The following is a 22411-nucleotide window of genomic DNA, read 5'->3' as shown; positions in this document are numbered from 1 at the left end:
TTCTCCTCCGTCAACCACCATCGAACGACTTGATGAAACACATAACAGATACCACCCGCGGCGCGCACCATGTCCTGGCGGCGGCGTTCATCGCCACCATGGCGGCGAATGCGGCCGTCGTCCCGGCCCCGAACTACTCCCAGCAGGATCTCTTCCTGACCGTCCGGGCCAACGGCGGCCAGGGCGACACCACGAGCTACCTGGTGAACCTCGGTTCCTACTACCAGTTCGCGCCGGCAAGCCAGGTCCCGCCGAGCCTCCAGTCAACCTTCTCCGGAGCCACTCCGGGGTCCACCTTCCAGCTCGACATCGGCAACATCGGCTCCGACCTGACACGCCTCTACGGGGCCGCCTGGCTGGACCGCACGGATCTGGTCTGGGGCATCGTCGGCACGAACAATTCCGCCAACGCGACCATTCTGCTCTCCCAGGAGCGTGTCGGTGGGAATCCCACGACGGCGTTCGCCGCCAACTCCACCCAGTTCAACCGGAACCTCTTCGCCGGAAACATCAACAGCGTGCTCTACGGAACGAACGGCTACAACGGCCGTCTGTCCACCCTGGATGTCCATGGAGCGGGCACAGGCAGCGCCCGCGCCACCGAGCAGGGGGATCCTTCCGCTGAGAGCCAGGGCAAGGACGCCTACATCAACCATCAGGCGTCCACGAGCTTCGGTGGTTCCCTCGGGACCGTGGACTACGAAGCGGCCTTCGGTGACCACACCGCACTGGATCTGTGGCGCTACAGCTCCGCGACCGGTGTCACCAACGCGGGTTACTTCAGCTTCGACCAGGCGGGGAACCTTTCGTTCACCGCCGTTCCGGAGCCTTCCGCACTGCTCATCACCATCGGCGGGTCACTGGCCCTCATCGCCCGCCGCCGCCGCAACGCATAATCGTCCAACCCCAACTTTCCAAACACAGCACAATGAAATCGTCCAAACTCGCAACATTCGGAGTGATCGCCGCCGGCCTGGTCGCAACCGCCCAAGCCCAGACCGTCGTCCGTTTCTCGGCATCCAACGGTGACCGTAACGCCACGCAGAAAGCCATCGGACAGCTTCTCACCAACTGGTCCTACCGCGGCCATGGCGGGACCGGCGTGTTCGTCACAGCCCAGAACCCCACGGGCGTCGCGAACTTCAGCGTCCCCTCCTCCGTCACCGGATCGAACTTCGGCATCTGGCGGGGAACCTGGAACGGCCAGACGGTGATCATCAAAACCAACTTCGCCGGAGCGCTCGCGGGCATCGCCGCCGTCGCCGGCAACATCGACCAACGCTTCATCCCAGGTGATGCGTTCGTCGATCCGGGCGATGCGAACGATCCGGACCGCACCGCCGTCACCGTCACCCCCATCGCGGGCAACGCGCAGGCAGGCACCCACTATGAGATCGGAAAGTCGGACTTCGCCTTCTCCACCAACTTCCAGTCCACCTCTCCCTTCGAGGGTCTTTTCGGAACGCCTCCGGTCAACTACCTGAAGATCGAGGAGGAAATCGTCGGCGTGTCGCCACTGGGATTCTACGCCTCCCCTGGCTTCCCAGCGACGAATGTGACGATCAAGCAACTGCAGTATCTCTACCGCGTCGGCCACGCGCCTCTCGCGCTGTTCACGGGCAACTGGGACGGTCCTGATGCGACGAACGCCGTCTATGCCATCGGCCGGAACACCGACGCCGGACAGCGTTTCGGAACCAACACCGAAGTCGGAATCGGGACGAGCGGCACGGTCAAGCACTGGGATCCGCGTGCGCTCGCGACGAACCATCCGGACTGGGAGCCCGGCCTCGTCGGACTCACCGGCTTCACCCCGGCCAATGCCGGTGCGGGCGTCCCCTACCAGTATGGCGGAACCGTCCAGACCCATCGTCCATGGCCTGCGGAAACCATCAGCAACATCTTCACCCCGCTGGGTTCGGGCGGCTTTGACGGAGGCGCGACGCTCGCGCCGTTCCTGACGGTCACCATCTCCGAAGCGGCAGCCAAGGGACCTTACTTCAACGAGGAGACGGAGCAGACCGCCTATCTCTACCCGCAGGCAACCACGGCCTACTACATCGGCTACCTGACTCCGGGAGACGCCCGCCAGCGCGTCCTGGATCTCAACGAAGCCGATCAGGATGCGGGCAACATCCCGAACGGCAGCCAGGGCGTCGCCCTGTCCTACAACGGGGTGCCGCTGACCAACGCCAACGTGAAGAACGGACTCTACACCGCATGGCTCTACAACCGCTTCCTCCGTCCGAAGGATGAGAACTGGACCTCCACCGCCACCGCGAAGTCCTTCTCCTTCGCGCTGCGGGACTACATCCGTGACACCGTGGCCGGCACAGTTCCGGGCGGACTGTTCCACGACGCGACCTTCAAGGTCTCCCGCGCTGCGGACGGTGCCCTCATCACCCCACGCTGAGCCTTCCTGACCGGCGAAAGCCGCATGACCCACCGCACCTCCGGAACTCCGGTTCCGGGGGTGCCCATCACCCTCTCCCATCCGTTTCCCGATACGTCTCATGACATTCAGGATTTCCCTTCCCGTGGCGACCGCCACGCTGTTGCTGATCCCAGCGGCCATGCTGGCATGGGATCTCTTCCTGCGGCCACAGCCCGCATCCTTTCCTTCCCTTTCCGCTGCGGCAGAGGAAAGGCCGCGCTCCTCCCCGACGGCGTCATCCATGGCATCCGGCCATGCCCCGACCGCATCCGCACATGGCGTGCGCACTCCGGGACAAACTCCCGCTCCTAGCCCCCGCCACTCGCTTTCCGGTCGCCGTGATCTTTCCCACGGGAAAACACCGATCCACCCTCCGGCGGAGGATTCCTCCGATCATCAGGAGATCCGGCGGGCCGCATCTTCACGCGCTTCCTTCCTCCGCGACTCCTCCGGCCCCTCCTCCTCTCCGGCCGTCCTCCCTTCCGCTGCTGTCGCCCCGGTCCCCGCGAACCCGGCGGATGCAGGGAACCATTTCATCGCCCACGGGCAACTGATCGAAGTGACCGCCAGCGAACCATCCCCCGCCGGTCCCATCCTCCACATCCAGCTCACGGAGACCTCCCGGTCATCATCCGCCCATCCCTCCGATCCCCGGTTGGGCTTCTCTCCCGAAGAGGAACTGTTCCGCACGAAGTGGGGATGGGAAGCCTTTGACCGCGTCCAGAGAGCCGCTCTCCAGGAAGCCAGCCTAGTCCGATGATCCCCTCTCCTTACATCCGCCGCCGTCTCCGGCTCGCGCCGCTGCTGGCGATCCTCGCTTCGTCGTCCACGTCGCTCAAGGCGCAGGAGGCACCCATTTTCTATATCAAGGAATACCGCGTCGCCGGCTCCACCAAACTCAGCGACACCGAGATCGGCGAGATCGTCTATCCCTATCTGGGTCCGGCCCGCACCACGGATGACGTCGAGAAAGCCCGCCTGGCGCTGGAGGCCGCCTTCCGTGCGAAGGGCTACCAGACCGTCTCCGTGCAGATCCCCCAGCAGGATCCCCGCTACGGCGTGATCCGTCTGCAGGTGGTGGAGGGCACCGTCGGTCGTCTGCGGGTGAAGGGAGCGAAGTGGTTCCTGCCCAGCCGCATCAAGCAGGCCGCCCCGTCCCTGGCGGAGGGCGGCGTGCCGAACCTGGACGAAGCGCAGAAGGAGATCGTCGCGCTCAACCGTCTGGCGGACCGCCGCGTCATCCCGAAGCTGCGTCCCGGAACGGAGCCGGGCACCGTTGACATCGACCTGGAGGTCGAGGACAAGCTCCCGCTCCACGGCTCCATCGAGCTGAACAACCGCTACAGCGCGGACACCACCCGCCTGCGCCTCAACGGCTCCCTGAGCTACGGCAATCTCTTCCAGCTCGGCCACACCATCGGCACCAGTTTCCAGGTCGCGCCGGAGAATCCGGACGAATCGCTGGTTTTCTCCGGCTACTACCTTTCCCGTATCAATGACGGCCTCAGCCTGATGCTGCAGGGGACGAAGCAGGACAGCAACGTGTCCACCCTCGGCGGCGCGACGAGCGTCATCGGCGCGGGCGAAATCATCGGCCTGCGCGCGATCGTGGATCTCCCTTCGGAAACGGGTCACTTCCACAACCTGACCTTCGGACTGGACTGGAAGAATCTCGAACAGGCCACCTACCTCGACGCGGCCGGAGGGGCATGGCTTCAGGCCCCCATCGAGTATTTCCCGCTTTCCGCCAGCTACGCCTCCACCTGGGTGGACGGCAGGAATTTCACCGAATTCAACCTCACCGGGACCCTCGGCCTCAGGGGATACGGCAGCGACGAGAGTACCTTTGACGACAGACGTTTCAAGGCACGGGGGAATTTCTTTCACCTCCGCGGTGACCTTTCCCACACGCGCGACCTAGCGGACGGCTCACAGCTTTACGGAAAGCTCCAGGGCCAGCTCGCCAGCGGCCCGCTGATCAACAGCGAGCAGTTCAGCGGCGGCGGACTGGGCAATGCCCGCGGCTACCTGGAATCCGAATCGCTGGGAGACAACGGGATTTTCGCCACCTTCGAATACCGCACCCCGTCCCTGATCGGAGCGGAGGATGAGAACGGCCGCCGCGACAACGAGTGGCGCTTCCACACCTTCCTCGAAGGCGGGGTTCTCGGCATCTACGAAGCCCTCCCGGGCCAGGACGCCACCACCACCTTCCTCAGTGGTGGCATTGGCACCCGCTTCAAGTATGCGGGCCATCTCCACGGCTCGCTCGACCTTTCCATCCCGTTCCTCGACGGCGACCGGACGGACGCACTCGACCCGTTCCTCTCCTTCCGCGGCTGGGCGGACTTCTGACCTTTTCCTTTCGCATACCCCATGATCCACCGCACGTTCATCCTCTCACTGCTTCTCTCGCTTCCTGTCCTCGGCGCGGACTCCGCACCTTGGTGGAATGATGCCTGGAGCAACCGCCAGCCCATCACCTTCGATCCGTCCGTGGCCTCCGGCGAAGGTGGCCCCGCAACGCTCCTGGTCCGCCTCCACGATGGCAACTTCCAGTTCTCCAATGCGGCGGAAAACGGCGCTGACCTGCGCTTCGTCAGCCCGGACGGAAAGACGGTGCTGCCCCACCAGATCGAGAAATGGGATGGCCTGCTCAACGAGGCATTCGTCTGGGTGCGCGTGCAGGATCTCCCCGCTTCGGAGAAATCCACCTTCCATCTCTACTATGGCGGTGACCCCGCGCAGGCCGCTCCCGACAAGACGAAAGTCCATGACGAATCCAGCAGCCTGGTGCTCCATTTCTCCGAGCCATCTCCCGCCGACTCCACCACCAACGGCAACAACGCGACCGTCCAGGCCACCCTCGCCGAGGGTTCGCTGATCGGCCGCGGCCTGCGCCTGCCCTCACCCGCCCCGGTGACCATCGCAGGCTCCGCTTCGCTCGACTGGACCGGCGGACAGGATCTCACCGCATCGTTCTGGTTCAAGGCAGGCTCCCTCCAGCCATCCGCCGCGCTGCTCTCCCGTGGACCACTTGCCGTCCTGCTGGAGAACGGCACGCCCGCCATCTCCCTGTCCGGCCAGAAGGCCTCCGGCACCGCTCCCGTGACGGCCGGTTCCTGGCACCACCTCGCGCTTGTTTCCTCAGGCGGAAAGCTGGTCCTGCATCTCGACGGCCAGCCGTCCGCCACCCTGGAAGCCACCCTTCCCGCCAGCGAAGAACCGCTCGCCATCGGCCACGCCGCCACGGGCGATGCCTTCATCGGTGAACTGGACGAACTCCAGATCCACCGCAAGGCCCTGTCGGAAAACCAGCTCCGCCTCGCCTTCGTCAACCAGGGAGCGACGGATGCCGCGCAGCGGTTGCTCGCGCCGGGTGCGCTGGAGGGCGGTGAAACCACCGGTGGCCACAGCGCCGCGCTGGAACACGTCATGCTCTTCGGTGACATCGCCAAAAACATGATGTTCGACGGATGGATCGCCATCGGCGTCTGCGTCATCATGATCATCGTCGGATGGACCGTCGCTTTCAGGAAGTTCGCCTACCTCAACTCCATCCAGAAGGGCACCGCGGAGTTCCTCAGCCAGTGGAAGAACCTTTCCTCCGACCTCACCGCGCTCGACCACACCGATGAGGCGAGCATCCGCACCCTCGGTGGCAGCACCGCTCCCGCAACGCTCGCACTCGTCGAGAAGTCCCCGCTCTATGAGATCTACCACATCGGATCGGAGGAAATCCGCCACCGCCTGGCCCGCGACAAGAACCGCACCCAGGGACTTTCCGGACGCTCGATCCAGGCCATCCGCGCCGCCCTCGACGCCGGGCTGGTTCGCGTCACCCACAAGCTGACCAACGGACTGGTCTATCTGACCATCTCCATCGCCGGCGGCCCGTATGTCGGGCTGCTCGGCACCGTGGTCGGCGTCATGATCACCTTCGCCATCATCGCTAAGTCCGGTGAGGTCGATGTGAACTCCATCGCACCGGGCATCGCTTCCGCGCTGCTGGCGACGGTGGCCGGTCTGGTCGTCGCAATCCCCGCGCTGTTCATCTACTCCTACCTCAACTCCCGGATCAAGAACACCACCGCGGAGATCCAGGTCTTCATCGATGAGTTCATCGCCAAGATGGCGGAATACTACCCGCCCGCCGGGGAAGTCTCCCCCTACGCCCCGGCCGAACGCGCGGCCCCGGAAAGCAAGCCTTGAACGCCGGACCGAACAACTCCCTCACCGTGACCCTCCATGGCCTCCGCTGAAGAAAAATACGACGACATCAACGTCACGCCGATGGTGGACCTCTACCTCGTGCTGCTGCTGATTTTCATCATCATGACCACCGCCGGAGTGCAGGGCATGAAGGTGGACCTGCCGCGCGCGGGCGGAAAGGCAGCGGCGGACATCAGTGCGCCGAAGACACAGGCGATCACCATCAATCCGGAGGGGAAGATTTTCCTCAACACCATCCCGGTCACACTGTCGGAGCTGGAGACGAAGCTGTCCGCGCTGAAGACCTCCACACCGGACTTCCCGGTGGTGGTGCGTGGTGACCGGGCATCGCAATACCAGGGCGTGATGGATGTGCTCGACGTGCTCGGCCGTGTGGGCGTCGAGAAGATCGGACTGGCCACTCAGGCCCCCAAGTAACCCCCGAACCCTCCGTTTGCCATGTCCGGACTCACCCCGAAACCCAGCCGCCACCGCCTCTTCATCGGCATCCTGCTCGCCATCGTGCTGGCAGGTGGTGTCGGCTCGTTTTTCATCGAGGGTTCCGGCAAGCCAGCGAGGAAGCCTGCGAAATCCACCATCGTCAGCATCACCCTGCCTCCTCCGCCACCGCCGCTTCCTCCTCCGCCACCACCGCAGAGCGAGCCACCGCCACCGGAGGAGCAGAAGATGGTTGAGGCCGAACCCGTCGTGGAGGAAGCCCCTCCCGAAGAGGCTCCATCTCCCGAGGAACCACCGGCTGAACTCACCACCAATCTCTCCGGAGGAACCGGCAACGACTTCGGCCTGAAGCAAGGCAGCGGTCGCGGTAACTTCGGCAGCGGCGGTCAGAAAATGATCGGCAGCAACGGAAGCAAGTGGGGCCGCTACAACGCCGGCCTTTCCCGGACCATCGAGGAAGCCCTCAAGCGCCACCCCGCCACCCGCAACGCGAAGTTTTCCGGCACCCGCACCGCCCTCTGGCTGGACTCCACCGGCCGCATCCAGCGGGCGAAGCTGCTCGATTCCACCCGCACCCCGTCCATCGATTCCGCCATCTCCAACGAGATCCTCCCGGGCCTCATCTACCAACCGCAACCCGCTGACATGCCATCACCCATCGTGATCCGCATCACCGGCCGTTGATCTGATTTCCACCGTCCATTCCATGTCCATGCCCATCCGTCATCCGCTCGCCATCGTCGCATCCCTCGTGGGAACGGCCGCCACCCTCCATGCACAGGAGCCGGCGGAAATCCTCCCACCTGATGTCCCGGCCGATGCCATTCCACTTCCCGAGGCACCTGCTCCCGGTCCCGTCCAGTCCGCGGCCACGCCCTCCACGAATGTGACGGTCAACCTGATCTCACGGCTGGTCCAGAAGGGCATCCTCAGCGCGGAAGAAGCCCAGGTCCTCATCGCCCAGGCGGAGCAGGATGCAGCCAACGCCCAGGCGGCGGCAGCGGCGGCGGCACCCCAGCCGCTCGATCCCATCACCGGCGCACCGCAGGGTCAGGAGACCCGTGTCGCCTATATCCCGGAGACGGTGAAGAACCAGATGCGCGACCAGATCCGGCAGGAACTCATGGCACAGGCCCGTGAGGAGGACTGGGGCACCCGTCAGATCCCGGAGTGGACGGAGAAGTTCCGCCTCTTCGGTGACTTCCGCGGGCGCTATGAGGAGATCAGCTTCGGTGACCGGAACCTCGCCATCGACCCCATCCTCGGCGCGCCCTTCACCAACTACAACGCCATCAACTCCGGCTCCCCATACAACGCCGGAAATTCGGCACGGAACTTCCCGCCGCTCTACAACGTCGACCAGGACCGCGACCGGGCCCGGATCCGCCTCCGCGCCGGTGCCGAGATCATGCTCGGCGATGGATTCGACGCGGGCATCCGCCTCGCCACAGGTGAGAACAACTCCCCCGTTTCACCGAACCAGACGCTCGGTGCCGGATCGGGCAATTTCTCGAAATATGCCATCTGGCTGGACCGTGCCTTCCTCTCCTGGGACATGGGCCCGCGCAACGGCGACGGCGAGGAACTGACCTTCCTCATCGGCCGTTTCGACAACCCGTTCTTCTCCTCGGAGATCCAGTGGGATGACGACCTCGGCTTCGACGGTCTGGCCGCGCGTGGCCGGGTGAACCTCATCGACGGCAAGCTCTCCACCTTCTTCTCCGGCGGTATCTTCCCGGTCTACAACACGGACTTCAACTTCTCCTCCAACCAGCCGCAGAAGTTCGACTCCAACGACCGCTGGCTCTATGGTGCCCAAGTCGGCATCGACTGGAAGATCAACGACGACTGGAAGCTCAAGACGGCGATCTCCTACTACGACTTCAAGAACGTCACCGGCAAGCTGTCCACCCCGTTCGTCCCGCTTTCCTCCTCTGACGAAGGCGACACCGACAACACCCGCATCATCGGCGGACAGCGCGGAAACACCCGCATGCCGCTGCGCGACATCCCGCCCACCGCGGCGAACAACTTCGGCAACGACAACCAGTGGCAATACTACGGACTCGCTTCCGAGTTCCGCAACCTGACGCTGACCAGCCGCCTCGATTACGACGGCTATGAGAACGTGAAATTCTCCCTCCTCGGGGAAATCACGAAGAACCTCGGTTTCGATGAGTCCGACGTGGCCGACCGTGCCTTCAGCAGCGGACGTCCGGGACGCACGCTCCTCAACTCACCGGATGATTTCGAGGGCGGGGATCTCGCGTGGAACATCTCTCTCCAAGCCGGGAAACCCGCGATGGACAAGAAAGGCGATTGGGTCGCCTCCCTCGGCTACCGCTACGTGGAGAGCGACGCCGTCCTCGATGGCTTCACCGATTCCGACTTCGGCGGCGGCGGCACCAACCTCAAGGGCTTCACCCTTGGCGGTGCCTATGCCCTCAGCCCGAACGTCCGCATCGGAGCACGCTGGATGAGCGCCGATGAGATCGACGGTCCGCCACTCTCCACGGACACCCTCCAGTTCGACATCAACGCACGCTTCTGAGTTTCATGAAACGATTCCTTCTCCCACTCCTGCTCGTCCCCACCCTCGCTTCCGCCCAGGACCCGGCCGCCGAGAATGCGAAACTGCGCGAAGCGCTCCGCACCACCGCCGTGCAACTGAGAACCGCCCAGGCGGATCTCGCGAATGCACAGGCCATCACCAACGCCGCCGAAGCGAAGTCGAAGGATCTGGAGAAACGCCTCTCCGATGCCAATGCCAAAGCCGCCGAGGAGGCGAAGCGGGCGGAGGAAGACCGCCGCGCCAGTGAGAAAACCATCTCCACCCTGAACAACAAGGTGGCGGAGCGCGAAAAGCGCGTGGCCGAATATACGGACGCCATCGCAAAGTGGAAGGCCTCCCTCCAGCAGGCGGTTGCCGCCGCACAGTCCAACGAATCCGAAAAGAACCGCCTTGCGGCGGAGGCGGCCTCGCTTAAATTGGTGGTGGCTGACCGTGAGCGGAAGAACCTCGCTCTTTTCAACACCGCGCTGGAAATACTCGAACGCTACGAGAACCACGCGTTGGGCAAAGCCATTCTCGCAAGGGAACCGTTCACACGGAACACGCGGGTGAAAGTCGAGACTCTGGTTGAGGGATACAAGGACCGCGTCCTGGATAACCGCATCAGTGCGAAACCTTGAGATTTCTCCCATGAAGCTTCATCTGTTTGCCGCCGTGTTCTCCGTGCTCCTCCCCCTGCGGGCGGATGACGTTCTGGGGAAGATCGGAGCCATCGAGCTGACCACCGCCGAGGCACGCGAAGCCATCGCCGGACTGGAATCCTCAGGCGATGCCCCGCTGGCGAAGGACCCGGCCGCCATCAGCCAATATGTGCGGGCGCTGCTTATCCAGCGGTTGGTCATCCAACAGGCGGAGGAGAAGGCCTTCGACAAGGATCCCGCCGTGATCTCACGGCTGGTCCGCGCCCGGGAGTCCGCGCTTTCCGAAGCGTTTCTCCAGGCGAACTCCACCCCGCCCACGGAGTATCCCTCCGCGCAGGAAATCGAGGAAGCCTATGAAGCGGCGAAGCCATCGCTCCTCCTCCCGCGCGCCTACCGTCTCGCGCAGATCTACACCAAGGAAGAGGCCACCATCCGCACGGCCCACAAGGAAGCGTCCGCGAAGGGAGCCGACTTCCAGATCATCGCCAGTACCCGCAGCGAGGAGAAAGCCAGCGCGGCCAACGGCGGCGAGATCGGCTGGTTGAACGAAGACCAGATCCAGCAGGGCATCCGCGATCTCCTTCCCCAGCTCAAGGACGGCGGGATCTCCGCGCCGGTCAAACTCGGCGACGGCTGGCACATCGTGAAGCGGGTGGAAACACGCGAACCCGCCACCGCGACCCTGGAGCAGGTCAAGCCCCAGCTCATCGTCCGCCTGCGGGCGGACCGGGCACGCCAGCTCCGCAGCGCGTTCATCGCGAAACTCATCAAGGATCATCCGTTGGCCATCAACGAAATCGAACTCTCCAGGATTCTCTCCGCGCCATGAAGCCCAAGCGCCACTTTTACCGCTTCCCCTTCCTTTCCGGCACCATCCGCTATGGTGTGCCGGTCGTCGCGGGATTCGCGATCTTCATTTCCGGAGCGGGCATCGCGGATGCGGCCATCTTCGGAGGAGCGCCGGGAGCCGCCGGTTCCACCCCGTCCAACCCACAGCCCACGGCTCCGGCCGGGGGTGCCACTCCGACCGCCAGTGACGCGGCCCGTGACAGCGCCCTCCAGGCACTTTCCCGCACGCGCGAAGCCGTTGGCGCGGCGAAAGCGCTCCAGGACGCGGCGCGCGCAGCAGCGGCGGCAGGGAACAACGCAGGACCGAACCCTGCCAATCCCTCGCAGACCCTCCCCGACGTTCCCAACGGGCTGACCCCCGGCGGCCTCCAGCCCATCACCGGAGCCACTCCGGGAGCCACCACCTGGCAGGGAGCGGAGCTTCCCACGCAGGCCATCGAAAACGGACTCTCCACCGTCACCGTCCGCCAGACCGCCCAGCAGGCACTCCTCACCTGGCAGACTTTCAACGTCGGAAAGGACACCACCCTCAGCTTCGACCAGTCCGCCGGAGGTTCCGCCGCATCCCAATGGATCGCCTTCAACAAGATCAACGACCCGAGTGCGAACCCAACCCAGATCCTCGGCCAGATCAAGGCGGAGGGGCAGGTGTACATCATCAACCCCAACGGCATCATCTTCGGCGGCTCGTCACAGATCAACGTCAACAACCTCACGGCCTCCTCCCTGCCCATCAATGACAACCTGGTGGCGCGGGGCCTGCTGAACAATCCATCACAGGAGTTCCTTTTCAACGGACTGGGCTACTCCGGAAAGCTCGGTGACGTCACCGTGCAGGCAGGGGCGCGCATTTCCACACCCGTCTCCGCGGATGGCAATGGCGGCCGCATTGCACTGGTGGGGGCGAATGTCACCAACAACGGCACCCTCACCTCCCCCAACGGGCAGGTCATCCTCGCGGCGGGCCTCCAGGTGGGCGTCGCCGCTCATGCCAGCACGGACCCGTCGCTCCGTGGACTGGATGTCTATGTCGGCGCCGTGACCGATCCTGCCTCCGCCCTTTCCCCTTACGCTGGCAGCGCCACGAACAACGGCCTCATCGAAATCGCCCGCGCGTCCACCATCATCACCGGGAAATCCGTCGTCCAGAACGGCATCATCGATTCCTCCACCTCCGTCTCCCTCAACGGCAGGATCGATCTGCTCGCGAACTACAATGCCGCATCCAACCCGGCTTATGATGCGTCCAGCCCTACCCCGGGCAGCCCATTCCTTTTCCGAGCCGCCGGTTCCGTGACCCTCGGCGAAAACAGCGTCACCCGCATCCTGCCGGAAACCGACAAGGAGGAGACCGTCATCGGCACGGAACTCGCGCTCCGCTCCCAGATCAATCTCCAGGGCAAGACGGTCCATCTTGGAAAAGACGCCACCATACTGGCTCCGAACGCCATCGCCAACGTCCTCGCAGGGGAGTGGAACTACATCCCCTCCGGCACCCAGCCTTCCTCGTCGTTCGTGACGACGAACGGGCAGGTTTATCTCGATGAGGGATCCCTCATCAACCTTGCCGGAACGGTGGATGCCACGGCCTCCGTCACCCAGAATCTCATCACCCTGGAGCTACGTGGGTCCGAACTCGCGGTCGCCCCTCTCCAACGGGATGGGGAACTCCGTGGCCAGACCATCACCGTCGATCTCGGCCGGAGCGGCGAATACGAGGGACGCTTCTGGGTGGGAACACCTCTCGCCGACCTCACGGGATATGTCGGACTGGTCCAGCGGAATGTCGGACAACTCACCACCGCGGGCGGCACCCTGAATCTTTCCGCAGGCAGTTCGGTCGTCATCCAGGACGGCTCCGCCATCGACGTGTCCGGAGGCTGGACGAACTTTGCCGGAGGCTATGTGGAAACCACGCAGCTCATCAGCGGCAACCGGTTGGTCGACATCGCGGATGCCCTTCCGGGCGAGGTCTACACCGGGATCTTCGGCTCACGGGTGACCGTCACTCACAAGGCATGGGGTGTCACTGAGAGTTTCGGCACCGGCGTCATCCCGGGCACATCCCGCTACCAGCAGAGCTACACGCAGGGTTCCGCCGGTGGAAAGCTGACCATCACCGCCCCCTCCATGGCCATCGATGGAGCGCTCATCGGCCGCACCATCGCCGGGGAAACCCAGATCAACAACTCCCCGGTCTCCAGCAACCTCCCGCCCGCCGCCAGCCTTTCGCTCCTTTTCCAAGGCCAGACGCTCGTCAACAACGCGCCATTCGTCCACTACCCCACGCCACCTTCCATCATCTTCGGCGAGGAGACCGACCAGACTCCGGTTCCCGCATTCTCTACCGATTCCTCAGGAAATCCGGAGGCACTCCCGGGCGAACGATCTTCCACCGTCCATCTCTCACAGAAGTTCATTTCGGAATCGGGATTCGGATCCTTCAACATCTCCAATCCTGAAGGGGACATCCTTGTCGCCGCAGGCACCCACCTGAATCTCGGCCCGCGGGGTTCCCTCACGCTCACTTCCTCCAACATCGACGTCCAGGGCGGTATCACCGCGGCGGGTGGATCTCTTTCGTTCAACGTCCATAACATCTCCCCCTACCGCAGCTCCCTGATCACGGATGGCACGCTGCTGCCGGTGAATCCCGGTCTCGGTACTTTCACCCTGGGTTCGGATGCGTTTCTCTCGACGGCAGGCCTCATCAGCGATGCACGGATTTCCCCATCGGTTCCTGCTCTTCCCAATGGCGGCAGCATCAGCATCCGCGCCTACTCCGCCGACCTTGCGGGAGGATCGGTCATCGACGTCTCCGGCGGCTACGCGATGGGTTCCGGCGGCACCGGGAAGTTCGGCAACGCCGGGCAGATCACCATCCGCACCGGACAGGACATCAGCGACAACCAGCGCGGCGTGCTCGGCGGCACGCTGAATCTCGGTGCCTCCCTTCGCGGCTACTCCGGTGCGAAGGCAGGTTCCCTCACCATCCAGGGCCAGGCGGTGCAGATCGGCGGCACCAGCACCACGCCGGAAACCCTGCTTCTGCAGCCCGAGTTTTTCAACGAAGGAGGATTCGGCACGTTCACCGTGACGGGCATCGCTGGCACCGGATCCAACCCGGCCCTGCTCGTGGCAGCGGATACGGTGGTTGCTCCCATCGTCAAATCGCTTTCCTTGGTCAAAGGCCCGCCGGGAGATCTCTCCTTCTCGCTGGAGGTATTCGAAAACCTGCCGGGTGTCCGGCCTGCGGCGACCATCAACCTCACCGCCCCGGGAGTGGGAGCGAACACCGGTGATGTCGTCGTCAGCGAGAACTCCGTCATCCGCACGGAAGCCGGTGGCGCGATCAGCGTAACGGGCAACACCGTCGCCATCCTCGGTTCGCTCATCGCCCCGGGTGGCAACATCAACATCGCCGGAAACGCCAACACCGCCGCCGCGCTCGGAGATCCATCCCAGCCACTCATCACGACTTACATCGGTTCGAAGGCCATCATCTCCGCCGCCGGTGCCACCGTCCTCCTGCCCGATCCTCTGGACCGCCGCACCGGCCGCGTGCTGGACGGCGGGAACATCACCGTCGGTGGCAACATCGCCGCGGCGGAGGGCGCGGTCCTGGACGTGTCCGGAACCTCCGACTCGCTGGACCTGGAGACACTGTACGATCTTTCCCCATCCATCAGCCTCGGCTGGTCGCAGTCGGGCTACGCGCAACTGCCTTCCAACCCCGTCGTCATCGACAGCAACGGAGGGCACATCACCCTCCGCGGCGGACAGCTCCTCGCTTCCGATGCGACCCTGCTGGCGCACGCGGGTGGCTCCACCGCGCTGGGCGGGACCCTCACGGTTTCATCCGACGTATTCACCACGCCCGGCGGGGAAATCCCCCCGACCACCGTCCGGCTCACCGTCACGCAGTCCGGCTCCCTGATCTCCCCGTCCCTGCCTGACTCCACCGGAGCCATCGGCACCAACATCGGCAGCGGCGGACGTTTCACCGCGGACACCTTCCACAACGGAGGCTTCGACTCCCTGCAACTGGGAGGTGTGACCTCCTTCAGCGGTCCGGTGGACATCAACGCCCGCGGCAGCATCCGGTTGGGCGGTGACGGGTTCATCCACTCCAACGCCCAGGTCAATCTCAGCGCCTCCCACATCATCATCGGCAGGGACTTCACCCCACCCACCCTGCCTGCGGAGGTCACCAGCCCCTACGCCACTCCCTTCGCACCCACCTATGGTTCCGGGGATCTGCGCATCCAGGCGAAGCTCATCGACATCGGCTCCCTCTCGCTCCAGAACACCGGGCACCTTCTCCTCGCTGCCGACGGTGGCGACATTCGTGGAAATGGCACCGTCCATGTGACCGGGAACATCGACCTCCGAGCCGGGCAGGTGTATCCCGTTTCCGCCACCTCACTGTCGTTCATCGCCTATGATTCCCCGGCCGGCCAAGGCACCATCAACATCCAGGCCTCCGGAAACAGGCCACTCCCTTACTCCGCCGGTGGCACGCTCGGCATCTACGCCTCCGTCATCAACCAGTCCGGAACGCTCCGCGCCCCGTTCGGCTCCATCCACCTTGGGTGGGATGGCACCGGAACGGCTCCCGTTGATCTCATCGCGGGCAACCTGAAAGCCTTCCCCGTCACCACCTCGCTCACCCTCGGTTCGGGCAGTGTCACGTCCGTATCCGCAGTCGATCCCACCACCGGCAAGGCACTCCTCCTTCCCTACGGCATCACCACGGACGGGGAAAACTGGATCGATCCCCGCGGCATCGACATCACCGCCTCAGGCCCGCCCGAAAAGTCCATCTCCCTTTCCGCCCGCAACATCATCACCGCGGAAGGTTCCACCATCGACCTCACCGGCGGCGGTGATCTCTACGCGGACCGCTTCATCGCCGGTCTCGGTGGCATCACCGACATCCTCGCCTCGTCGGGTGCCTTCGCCGTCATCCGGGACTACCAATTCGACTACGCTCCGGTGCTGGACTACAATCCGTCCGCGTCCGACCAGAACCTGATCGAGGGCCCCGGCTACAACAACTCCGCGCTCAAGGCCGGGGACCGCATCTATCTTTCAGCAAGTTCCAGCCTGCCCGCCGGTTACTACACCCTGCTCCCCGCGCGCTACGCGCTCATCCCGGGAGCCGTGCTTGTGACGCCGTCCTCCGCCCGGGGCCTCAACACCATCGAGCTGCCTGACCGGTCCAGCATCGTCTCCGGCTACCGCTACAGCAGCCTCAACACGGAGCGGGAAATCCCCACCCTCCCCTCCCGGCTCGAGATCGCCAGCCAGGAAGTCATCCGCGCCCGCGCGCTGTATCAGCTCCACTCCGCCAACACCTTCTTCCCGCAACGCGCGGCGGAACTCAACATCCCCAGCCCCTACCTGCCGAAGGATGCGGGGTATCTGCTCTTCCAGGCATCCCAGTCGCTGGATCTCAAAGGCTCCGTCGTTTCGCTCTCAGCGGACGGCCGCGGTGCCGCGATCGACATCAGCACGGTTCTCGATACCCACATCGGTTCCGGAACCGGCACCGTTCCCGGCACGATCACCCTCGATTCCGACGCACTCGCCGCCTTCGGCGCGGAAAGCCTGCTGATCGGCGGACTCCGCACCCGTACCACCACCGGCACCACCGTCACGGTGACCAGTGGCAACATCACCGTGGACAACGCGGGTTCCACGCTCACCGCGGGTGACATCATCCTTGTCGCCAACAACGGCATCACCCTCGCGGACGGCTCCGCCATCGCCTCCACCGGCGACGTCACCACACCGGAAACGCTGCTCCTGTCCGGCAACGGAACCCTCGTCCGCGCCGCCTCCGGGAAAGCGGGCACCATCCGCACCGGTGTGACGACCACCACCTCACCGCTCCTGACGGTCGGGGACAACGTGTCCATCCGTGCCGGCAGCATCACCCTGGATTCCTCCTCCGGACTTTCCCTGTCGCAGTCCGCCGTCCTCACGGCATCCGACTATTCCTTCGCCAGCCAGCGCATCAGCCTGCTGCTGGACAACCCGGGAACGCTCTCCGGCACACCGGGACTGGTCCTGGATGACAATGCGCTCCTCGCTTTCCAGAATGCAAAGTCGCTGTCGTTGGTCAGCTATTCCTCGATCGATCTCTACGGCACCGGCAGCATCGGCGGCACCGCCCTGGAGAACCTGACGCTCAGTGCGGGTGAAATCCGCGGCATCAACCACGGCGAGGGATCAGCCCGGCTCGTCGCCCGGAACCTTTCGCTCTCCAACCTTTCCAACGCCAGCGCCGGGCCGGTCTCGACGGCATCCGGCTCGTTGATCCTCGAAGCGCAGACCATCACGCTCGGAAGCGGCGAGTCCGCCATCAACCGCTATGCGGACGTGACGTTGCAGGCTTCGCGCGGCATCACCGGAACTGGAACCGGTGGATTGAAATCGCAGGGCGATCTGAACCTCCTCACCCCCCGCCTCACCGGAGGGGCCGGTGCCAACCGCACCATCACCTCCGGCGGCGTGCTGTCGCTGGCCTCCACCGGAGGTTCGGCGGACCTTCTCGCCGCGGGGCTGGGTTCCAGCCTCACCCTTTCCGGAACCACGGTCACCGCGGACAGTTCCATCTTCCTCCCCAGCGGTTCGCTCGCCATCCGCGCCCTCACGGGCGACGTCACGGTGAGCGGGGATCTCAATGTCTCCGGCACCAGTGTCGCCTTCGGCAACAAGACCAAATACACCGATGCAGGCAAGATCACCCTCTCGTCAGCGACGGGTGATGTCATCGTCACCGAAACGGGAAGACTGGATCTCTCCGCGCCAACCGGCGGCGGGGATGCGGGCACCCTTTCCATCTCCAATCCCACCGGCAGCTTCATCTCCGGAGGTGCCATCCGCGCACGCGGTGGCAATGGCGGGAACCATGGCTCCTTCCAACTCGACACCTCTTCCCTCGCCAGCCTCTCGGGATTGGCGGACCTGCTCACCGCGGCGGATCTGGTGCAGGGCCAGACCATCCGCATCCGCAACGGGGACGTGACCATCGACGGCAACGTTCTCGCCCGTGACTTCAGGCTCTCCGCGGACCAAGGCTCCATCACCGTCACCGGAACGATCGATGCGTCCGGCACCACGGGCGGAAATATCCATCTCTCCGCACATCGGGACCTTCTGCTGGACAACGGTTCGAAGATCACCGTCGCGGGCCAAACCTTCAGCAGCGCCGGAAAGGGCGGGCAGGTCACGCTTGAGGCTGGATCACAGGCGAACGGTGTCGCCGGTGACGGCACCCTCCGTCTGGTCACCGGGGCCACCATCGACCTTTCGGTCGCCTCCAAGGTCGAAGGCAACGCGACCACAATCGGCACGAGCGCCTACAACGGAAAATTCAGCGGCAAGCTCCACCTCCGTGCGCCACAGACCAGCGGCTTCAACGATCTGAGGATCGATCCGATCAACAGCAGCATCATCGGTGCCTCCAGCATCGTCGCCGAAGGCTACCGCATCTATGATCTCACCTCTTCCGGCGGTCTCATCACCACCGGCACACAGAATGACATCAAGGCCCACGGCATTTCATTCCTCGGCGCGGCAGGCACCACCAGCGCGAACTACAGCGCGATGATGTCGCGTCTGCTCGCCGGGAATCCGGATCTCGCATCCGTCTTCGTCCTCACCCCCGGAGCGGAGATCATCAACCGCACCGGAGACCTGACGCTCGGCAGCACCTCCACGACCACCACCAGCGACTGGGATCTCTCGACTTTCCGCTTCGGTGCGAAGGGTGCCGCCGGCATCCTCACACTGCGGGCTGCGGGCAACATCGTCCTCCACAACTCCATCAGCGACGGCTTCACCCCCTTCGCGGCCGCTCCGTCCGGCCAGCCACTCTGGGAAGCCCGTCTGACCACCGCGAGCGGATTGCTGCCGGTGAACAACCAGTCGTGGAGCTACCGTTTCAGCGCCGGTTCCGACCTGTCCGCGTCCGACTACCGCGAAACCCTGGCCCTCTCCTCCCTCGGAGCGGATGCCGGTTCCCTCATCCTCGGCAAGACAGGAACCAACACCGCCACCGGCAGTTCCGACATCAGGACGCAGTCCATCATCCCCACCCACTACCAGGTCGTCAGGACCGGCAGCGGTGACATCGACATCAACGCCGGGCGTGACATCCGCCTCATGAACCAACTGGCCGCGATCTACAGCGCAGGCACCCGGGTCACGAATGCGACGCTGGATGGCACGTTCGATCTTCCCAACATCAGCGCCAGCAACCAGAGCGTGGGCCTTTCTTCGCTTCTCGGCGCGGTCCAGCAGGCCTACCCGGCGCTATTCAGCATGGCAGGCGGCCATGTCCGGCTGGAGGCTGGCGGCAACATCGAGCGCCTCACCCGCAACACGCAGGGCCAGCTCGTCGCGGACTCCCAGTTCCAGCTCCCGGTCAACTGGCTCTACCGCAAAGGCTTCGTCAACCCGGTCACGGGCCAGTTCGGTGTCGGCAGCCGCCACGTCCCCACCGAAAACATTTCCACCGGCTGGTGGGTTGATTTCAGCAACTTCTTCCAGGGCGTCGGCACCCTCGGCGGTGGCGATGTCACCCTGGTGGCCGGAAACAACGTCTCCAACGTCGATGCGGTGGCAGCCACCAACGGCCGTATGCCAAAGGGCATCCCGGACGCGTCCAAACTCGTCGAGCTTGGCGGTGGTGACGTCACGGTGACCGCCGGAAACAACATCGACGGCGGTATCTATTACGTCGAGCGTGGCAAGGGCTCCCTTTCCGCAGGTAACCAGATCCTCACCAACGCCACCCGCTCCGTTCTCACCCAGAACAGCATCACCGCGGGCCTTTCCTCATCCTACACCCAGTTGCCCACCACCCTTTTCCTCGGTAAAGGCAGCTTCGATGTCTCCGCCAACGGGGATCTCCTCATCGGGCCGGTCGCCAACGTGTTCCACCTCCCGCAGGGCTTCGGAAACTCCATCTGGTACAAGACCTACTTCTCCACCTACGATGTGGCGAACTCCGTCGATATCACTTCCTACGGTGGTGACGTGACCATCCGCACCGCCGCAACGCAGTCAGGTTCCGGCGGAGCAGGACCGCTGCTGCAATCCTGGCTTGAGAACAAACTGAGCCTCACCAACAGCGGTTCCGCCGCGGGATCAAAGCCATGGCTACGGCTCGCTGAGACGAACGTCACCCCGTTCTCCATCTTCACCGGCATCTTCCCGGCGAGCCTTTATGCCAATGCCCTGAGCGGAGACGTGAACATCGTCGGCAACATCACCCTGGCACCGTCCCCGACGGGCACGCTGGAGATCCTCGCCGACGGCTCGATCAACGCCCTCCAGCCCAACGGCGTCACCGTGACCGGCAGCCTCCGTGAAACCACCTGGGGATCATCGGTCATCAACGTCTCCGACGCCGATCCGGCGGCCATCCCCGGCATCACCACCCCCTTCGCCTACCAAACGCTCGTAGGTACCACGAACGCGGCATCGACCACCAGCACAGCGACCCCTTCTTTCCTGGAGTTCGTCAACCGCCTGTTCCGTGAATCCGGCGCCACCCTCGGCCAGGTTCTCGAAACCAAGCAGACGCTCCACGCGGCGGGCATCCTCCACCGGAATGATCCGGAACCGGTGCGCCTCTACGCCAACAAAGGCGACATCTCCGGCCTCACGCTTTACTCGCCGAAGGCGGCCGTCGTCCATGCCGGGCTGGATCTGCAGGATCTCTCCCTCTACCTCCAGAATGTGAGGCCCGGAGACACCTCGATCGTCTCGGCAGGCCGTGACATCCTGCCCAACAAGGCGAACTCCCTGCTCCGCGTGGAAGCGACACGGACGGGAAATCTCCTCAACAACACCAGCGTTCCCGCTGCGGGCGACATCCAGATTTCCGGACCGGGAAGCCTCCAGGTCATCGCGGGCCGCAACATCGACCTCGGGACCGGCGGCAACAATGCCGATGGCACCGGTGCCGGCATCACCAGCATCGGCAACGTGCGGAATCCTTATCTTTCCGCCCAAGGCGCGGATCTTCTCGTCGCGGCGGGCATCACCACGCCGTCCTCGCTGTCCACTTCTTCGCTCGCTCTCGGACGGTTCATCGACCGGTTCGTCAGCACGCCCGAAGGTGCGGAGTATCTCAAGGAAATCGATCCGGATCTGGACTTCTCCGCCCTCAGTCCCGAGCAACAGGCGGTGAAAGCCATCGAGGTATTCTCGCTCATCCTGCGGGACGCCGGGCGCAACTATGCGGAAACCGGTAACTACGACACCGCTTACGCCGCGATCGACACCTTGTTCGGTGACTTGGCGGAAGATGAGACACGCGCCCCGGGTGACATCCTCACCCGCGCCCGGGACATCCGCACCGCCAGTGGCGGGAACATCAACATCCTCAGCCCTGGCGGCGGCCTCACCATGGCCAACTCCACGCTGGGCAACACGCTCTCACCTCCCGGCATCATCACCGCCAGCGGCGGGAACATCTCCATCTTCGCGCAGGATGATATCTCCATCGGCATCGGCCGGATCTTCACGCTCCGTGGCGGCAACGAGATCATCTGGTCGTCCGACGGCAACATCGCCGCCGGCTCCTCCTCGAAGACGGTGCTCTCCGCCCCGCCAACGCGCGTGATCATCGACCCGCAGTCCGCGGCCGTGCAGACGGACCTCGCCGGTCTGGCGACGGGCGGCGGCATTGGCGTGCTCGCCACCGTCGCAGGGGTGGAACCGGGTAACGTCGATCTCATCGCGCCGAACGGCTTCGTCGATGCGGGCGACGCGGGCATCCGCTCCGCGGGCAACCTGAACATCTCCGCCAGCCAGGTGCTCAATGCGGGCAACATCTCCACCGGCGGCACCTCCACGGGAACGCCAGCCGTCGTCTCCGTCAGCACCTCCATGGGCGGGCTGACCACCGCCACCACTCCTCCAGCCCCGCCAGCCGCCACTGACAGCCAGCTTCCACAGGAAACCATCCCTGAGCCAATCAGCACCGAAGAGATCGGCACCGACATCAGTGTCGAGATCATCGGCTACGGCGGCAACTACGATGATGAGGACGACGAGGACGAGAAGCGCCGCAAACGCGAGGCGGAGGAAGCGAACGAAGCCGGTGACCAACCCGCCGGGGAAAAGGATACCTCCCAATGATGACCGCCACTTCCCACGCCCAATACCCCATTCCCCAACATCCACTAGAAGGATCGTATTCCAATCAGTTTGACACACCCTGCT

11 protein-coding genes are annotated in these 22411 nt (G+C 64.4%); all 11 read left to right on the top strand.

Annotated features, from left to right (window positions below; genetic code table 11):
- Window positions 1-32 precede the first annotated feature (32 nt).
- The 11 genes from KF712_02095 to KF712_02045 all read left to right on the top strand — a co-directional run bounded on the left by KF712_02095 (window position 33) and on the right by KF712_02045 (window position 22327).
- On the top strand, window positions 33-896 hold the full coding sequence (locus tag KF712_02095; GenBank protein MBX3739756.1) for a PEP-CTERM sorting domain-containing protein: 864 nt from the start codon (window positions 33-35) through the stop codon (window positions 894-896).
- A gap of 32 nt (window positions 897-928) precedes the next feature.
- Window positions 929-2413, top strand: a complete 1485-nt coding sequence (locus KF712_02090; protein MBX3739755.1) for a hypothetical protein — start codon at window positions 929-931, stop codon at window positions 2411-2413.
- A 100-nt stretch (window positions 2414-2513) separates the two neighbouring features.
- Window positions 2514-3194 (top strand): hypothetical protein, encoded by a 681-nt coding sequence (locus tag KF712_02085; protein ID MBX3739754.1) that lies wholly within the window; start codon window positions 2514-2516, stop codon window positions 3192-3194.
- Window positions 3191-4789, top strand: coding sequence for a ShlB/FhaC/HecB family hemolysin secretion/activation protein (locus tag KF712_02080; protein MBX3739753.1), 1599 nt, complete (start codon window positions 3191-3193; stop codon window positions 4787-4789). The genes KF712_02085 and KF712_02080 overlap by 4 nt, the downstream gene beginning before the upstream one ends.
- Window positions 4790-4810: 21 nt before the next feature.
- Window positions 4811-6646, top strand: a complete 1836-nt coding sequence (locus tag KF712_02075; GenBank protein MBX3739752.1) for a DUF2341 domain-containing protein — start codon at window positions 4811-4813, stop codon at window positions 6644-6646.
- Window positions 6647-6682: 36 nt separating this feature from the next.
- Window positions 6683-7084, top strand: a complete 402-nt coding sequence (locus KF712_02070) for a biopolymer transporter ExbD (GenBank protein MBX3739751.1) — start codon at window positions 6683-6685, stop codon at window positions 7082-7084.
- Window positions 7085-7105: 21 nt separating this feature from the next.
- Window positions 7106-7789, top strand: coding sequence for a hypothetical protein (locus tag KF712_02065; protein ID MBX3739750.1), 684 nt, complete (start codon window positions 7106-7108; stop codon window positions 7787-7789).
- A 22-nt stretch (window positions 7790-7811) separates the two neighbouring features.
- Complete coding sequence (locus tag KF712_02060; protein ID MBX3739749.1) at window positions 7812-9656, top strand: putative porin; 1845 nt, start codon at window positions 7812-7814, stop codon at window positions 9654-9656.
- A gap of 5 nt (window positions 9657-9661) precedes the next feature.
- Window positions 9662-10297: a hypothetical protein gene (locus KF712_02055; GenBank protein ID MBX3739748.1), complete on the top strand. Its 636-nt coding sequence runs from the start codon at window positions 9662-9664 to the stop codon at window positions 10295-10297.
- 10 nt (window positions 10298-10307) lie between these two features.
- On the top strand, window positions 10308-11147 hold the full coding sequence (locus tag KF712_02050) for a peptidylprolyl isomerase (GenBank protein MBX3739747.1): 840 nt from the start codon (window positions 10308-10310) through the stop codon (window positions 11145-11147).
- Complete coding sequence (locus KF712_02045) at window positions 11144-22327, top strand: filamentous hemagglutinin family protein (GenBank protein MBX3739746.1); 11184 nt, start codon at window positions 11144-11146, stop codon at window positions 22325-22327. Before KF712_02050 ends, KF712_02045 begins: the two co-directional genes overlap by 4 nt.
- Window positions 22328-22411 lie beyond the last annotated feature (84 nt).

This window comes from Akkermansiaceae bacterium, from assembly GCA_019634595.1.
Lineage (GTDB): Bacteria > Verrucomicrobiota > Verrucomicrobiia > Verrucomicrobiales > Akkermansiaceae > Luteolibacter.
This window is presented reverse-complemented; position numbering and strand designations above follow the sequence as displayed.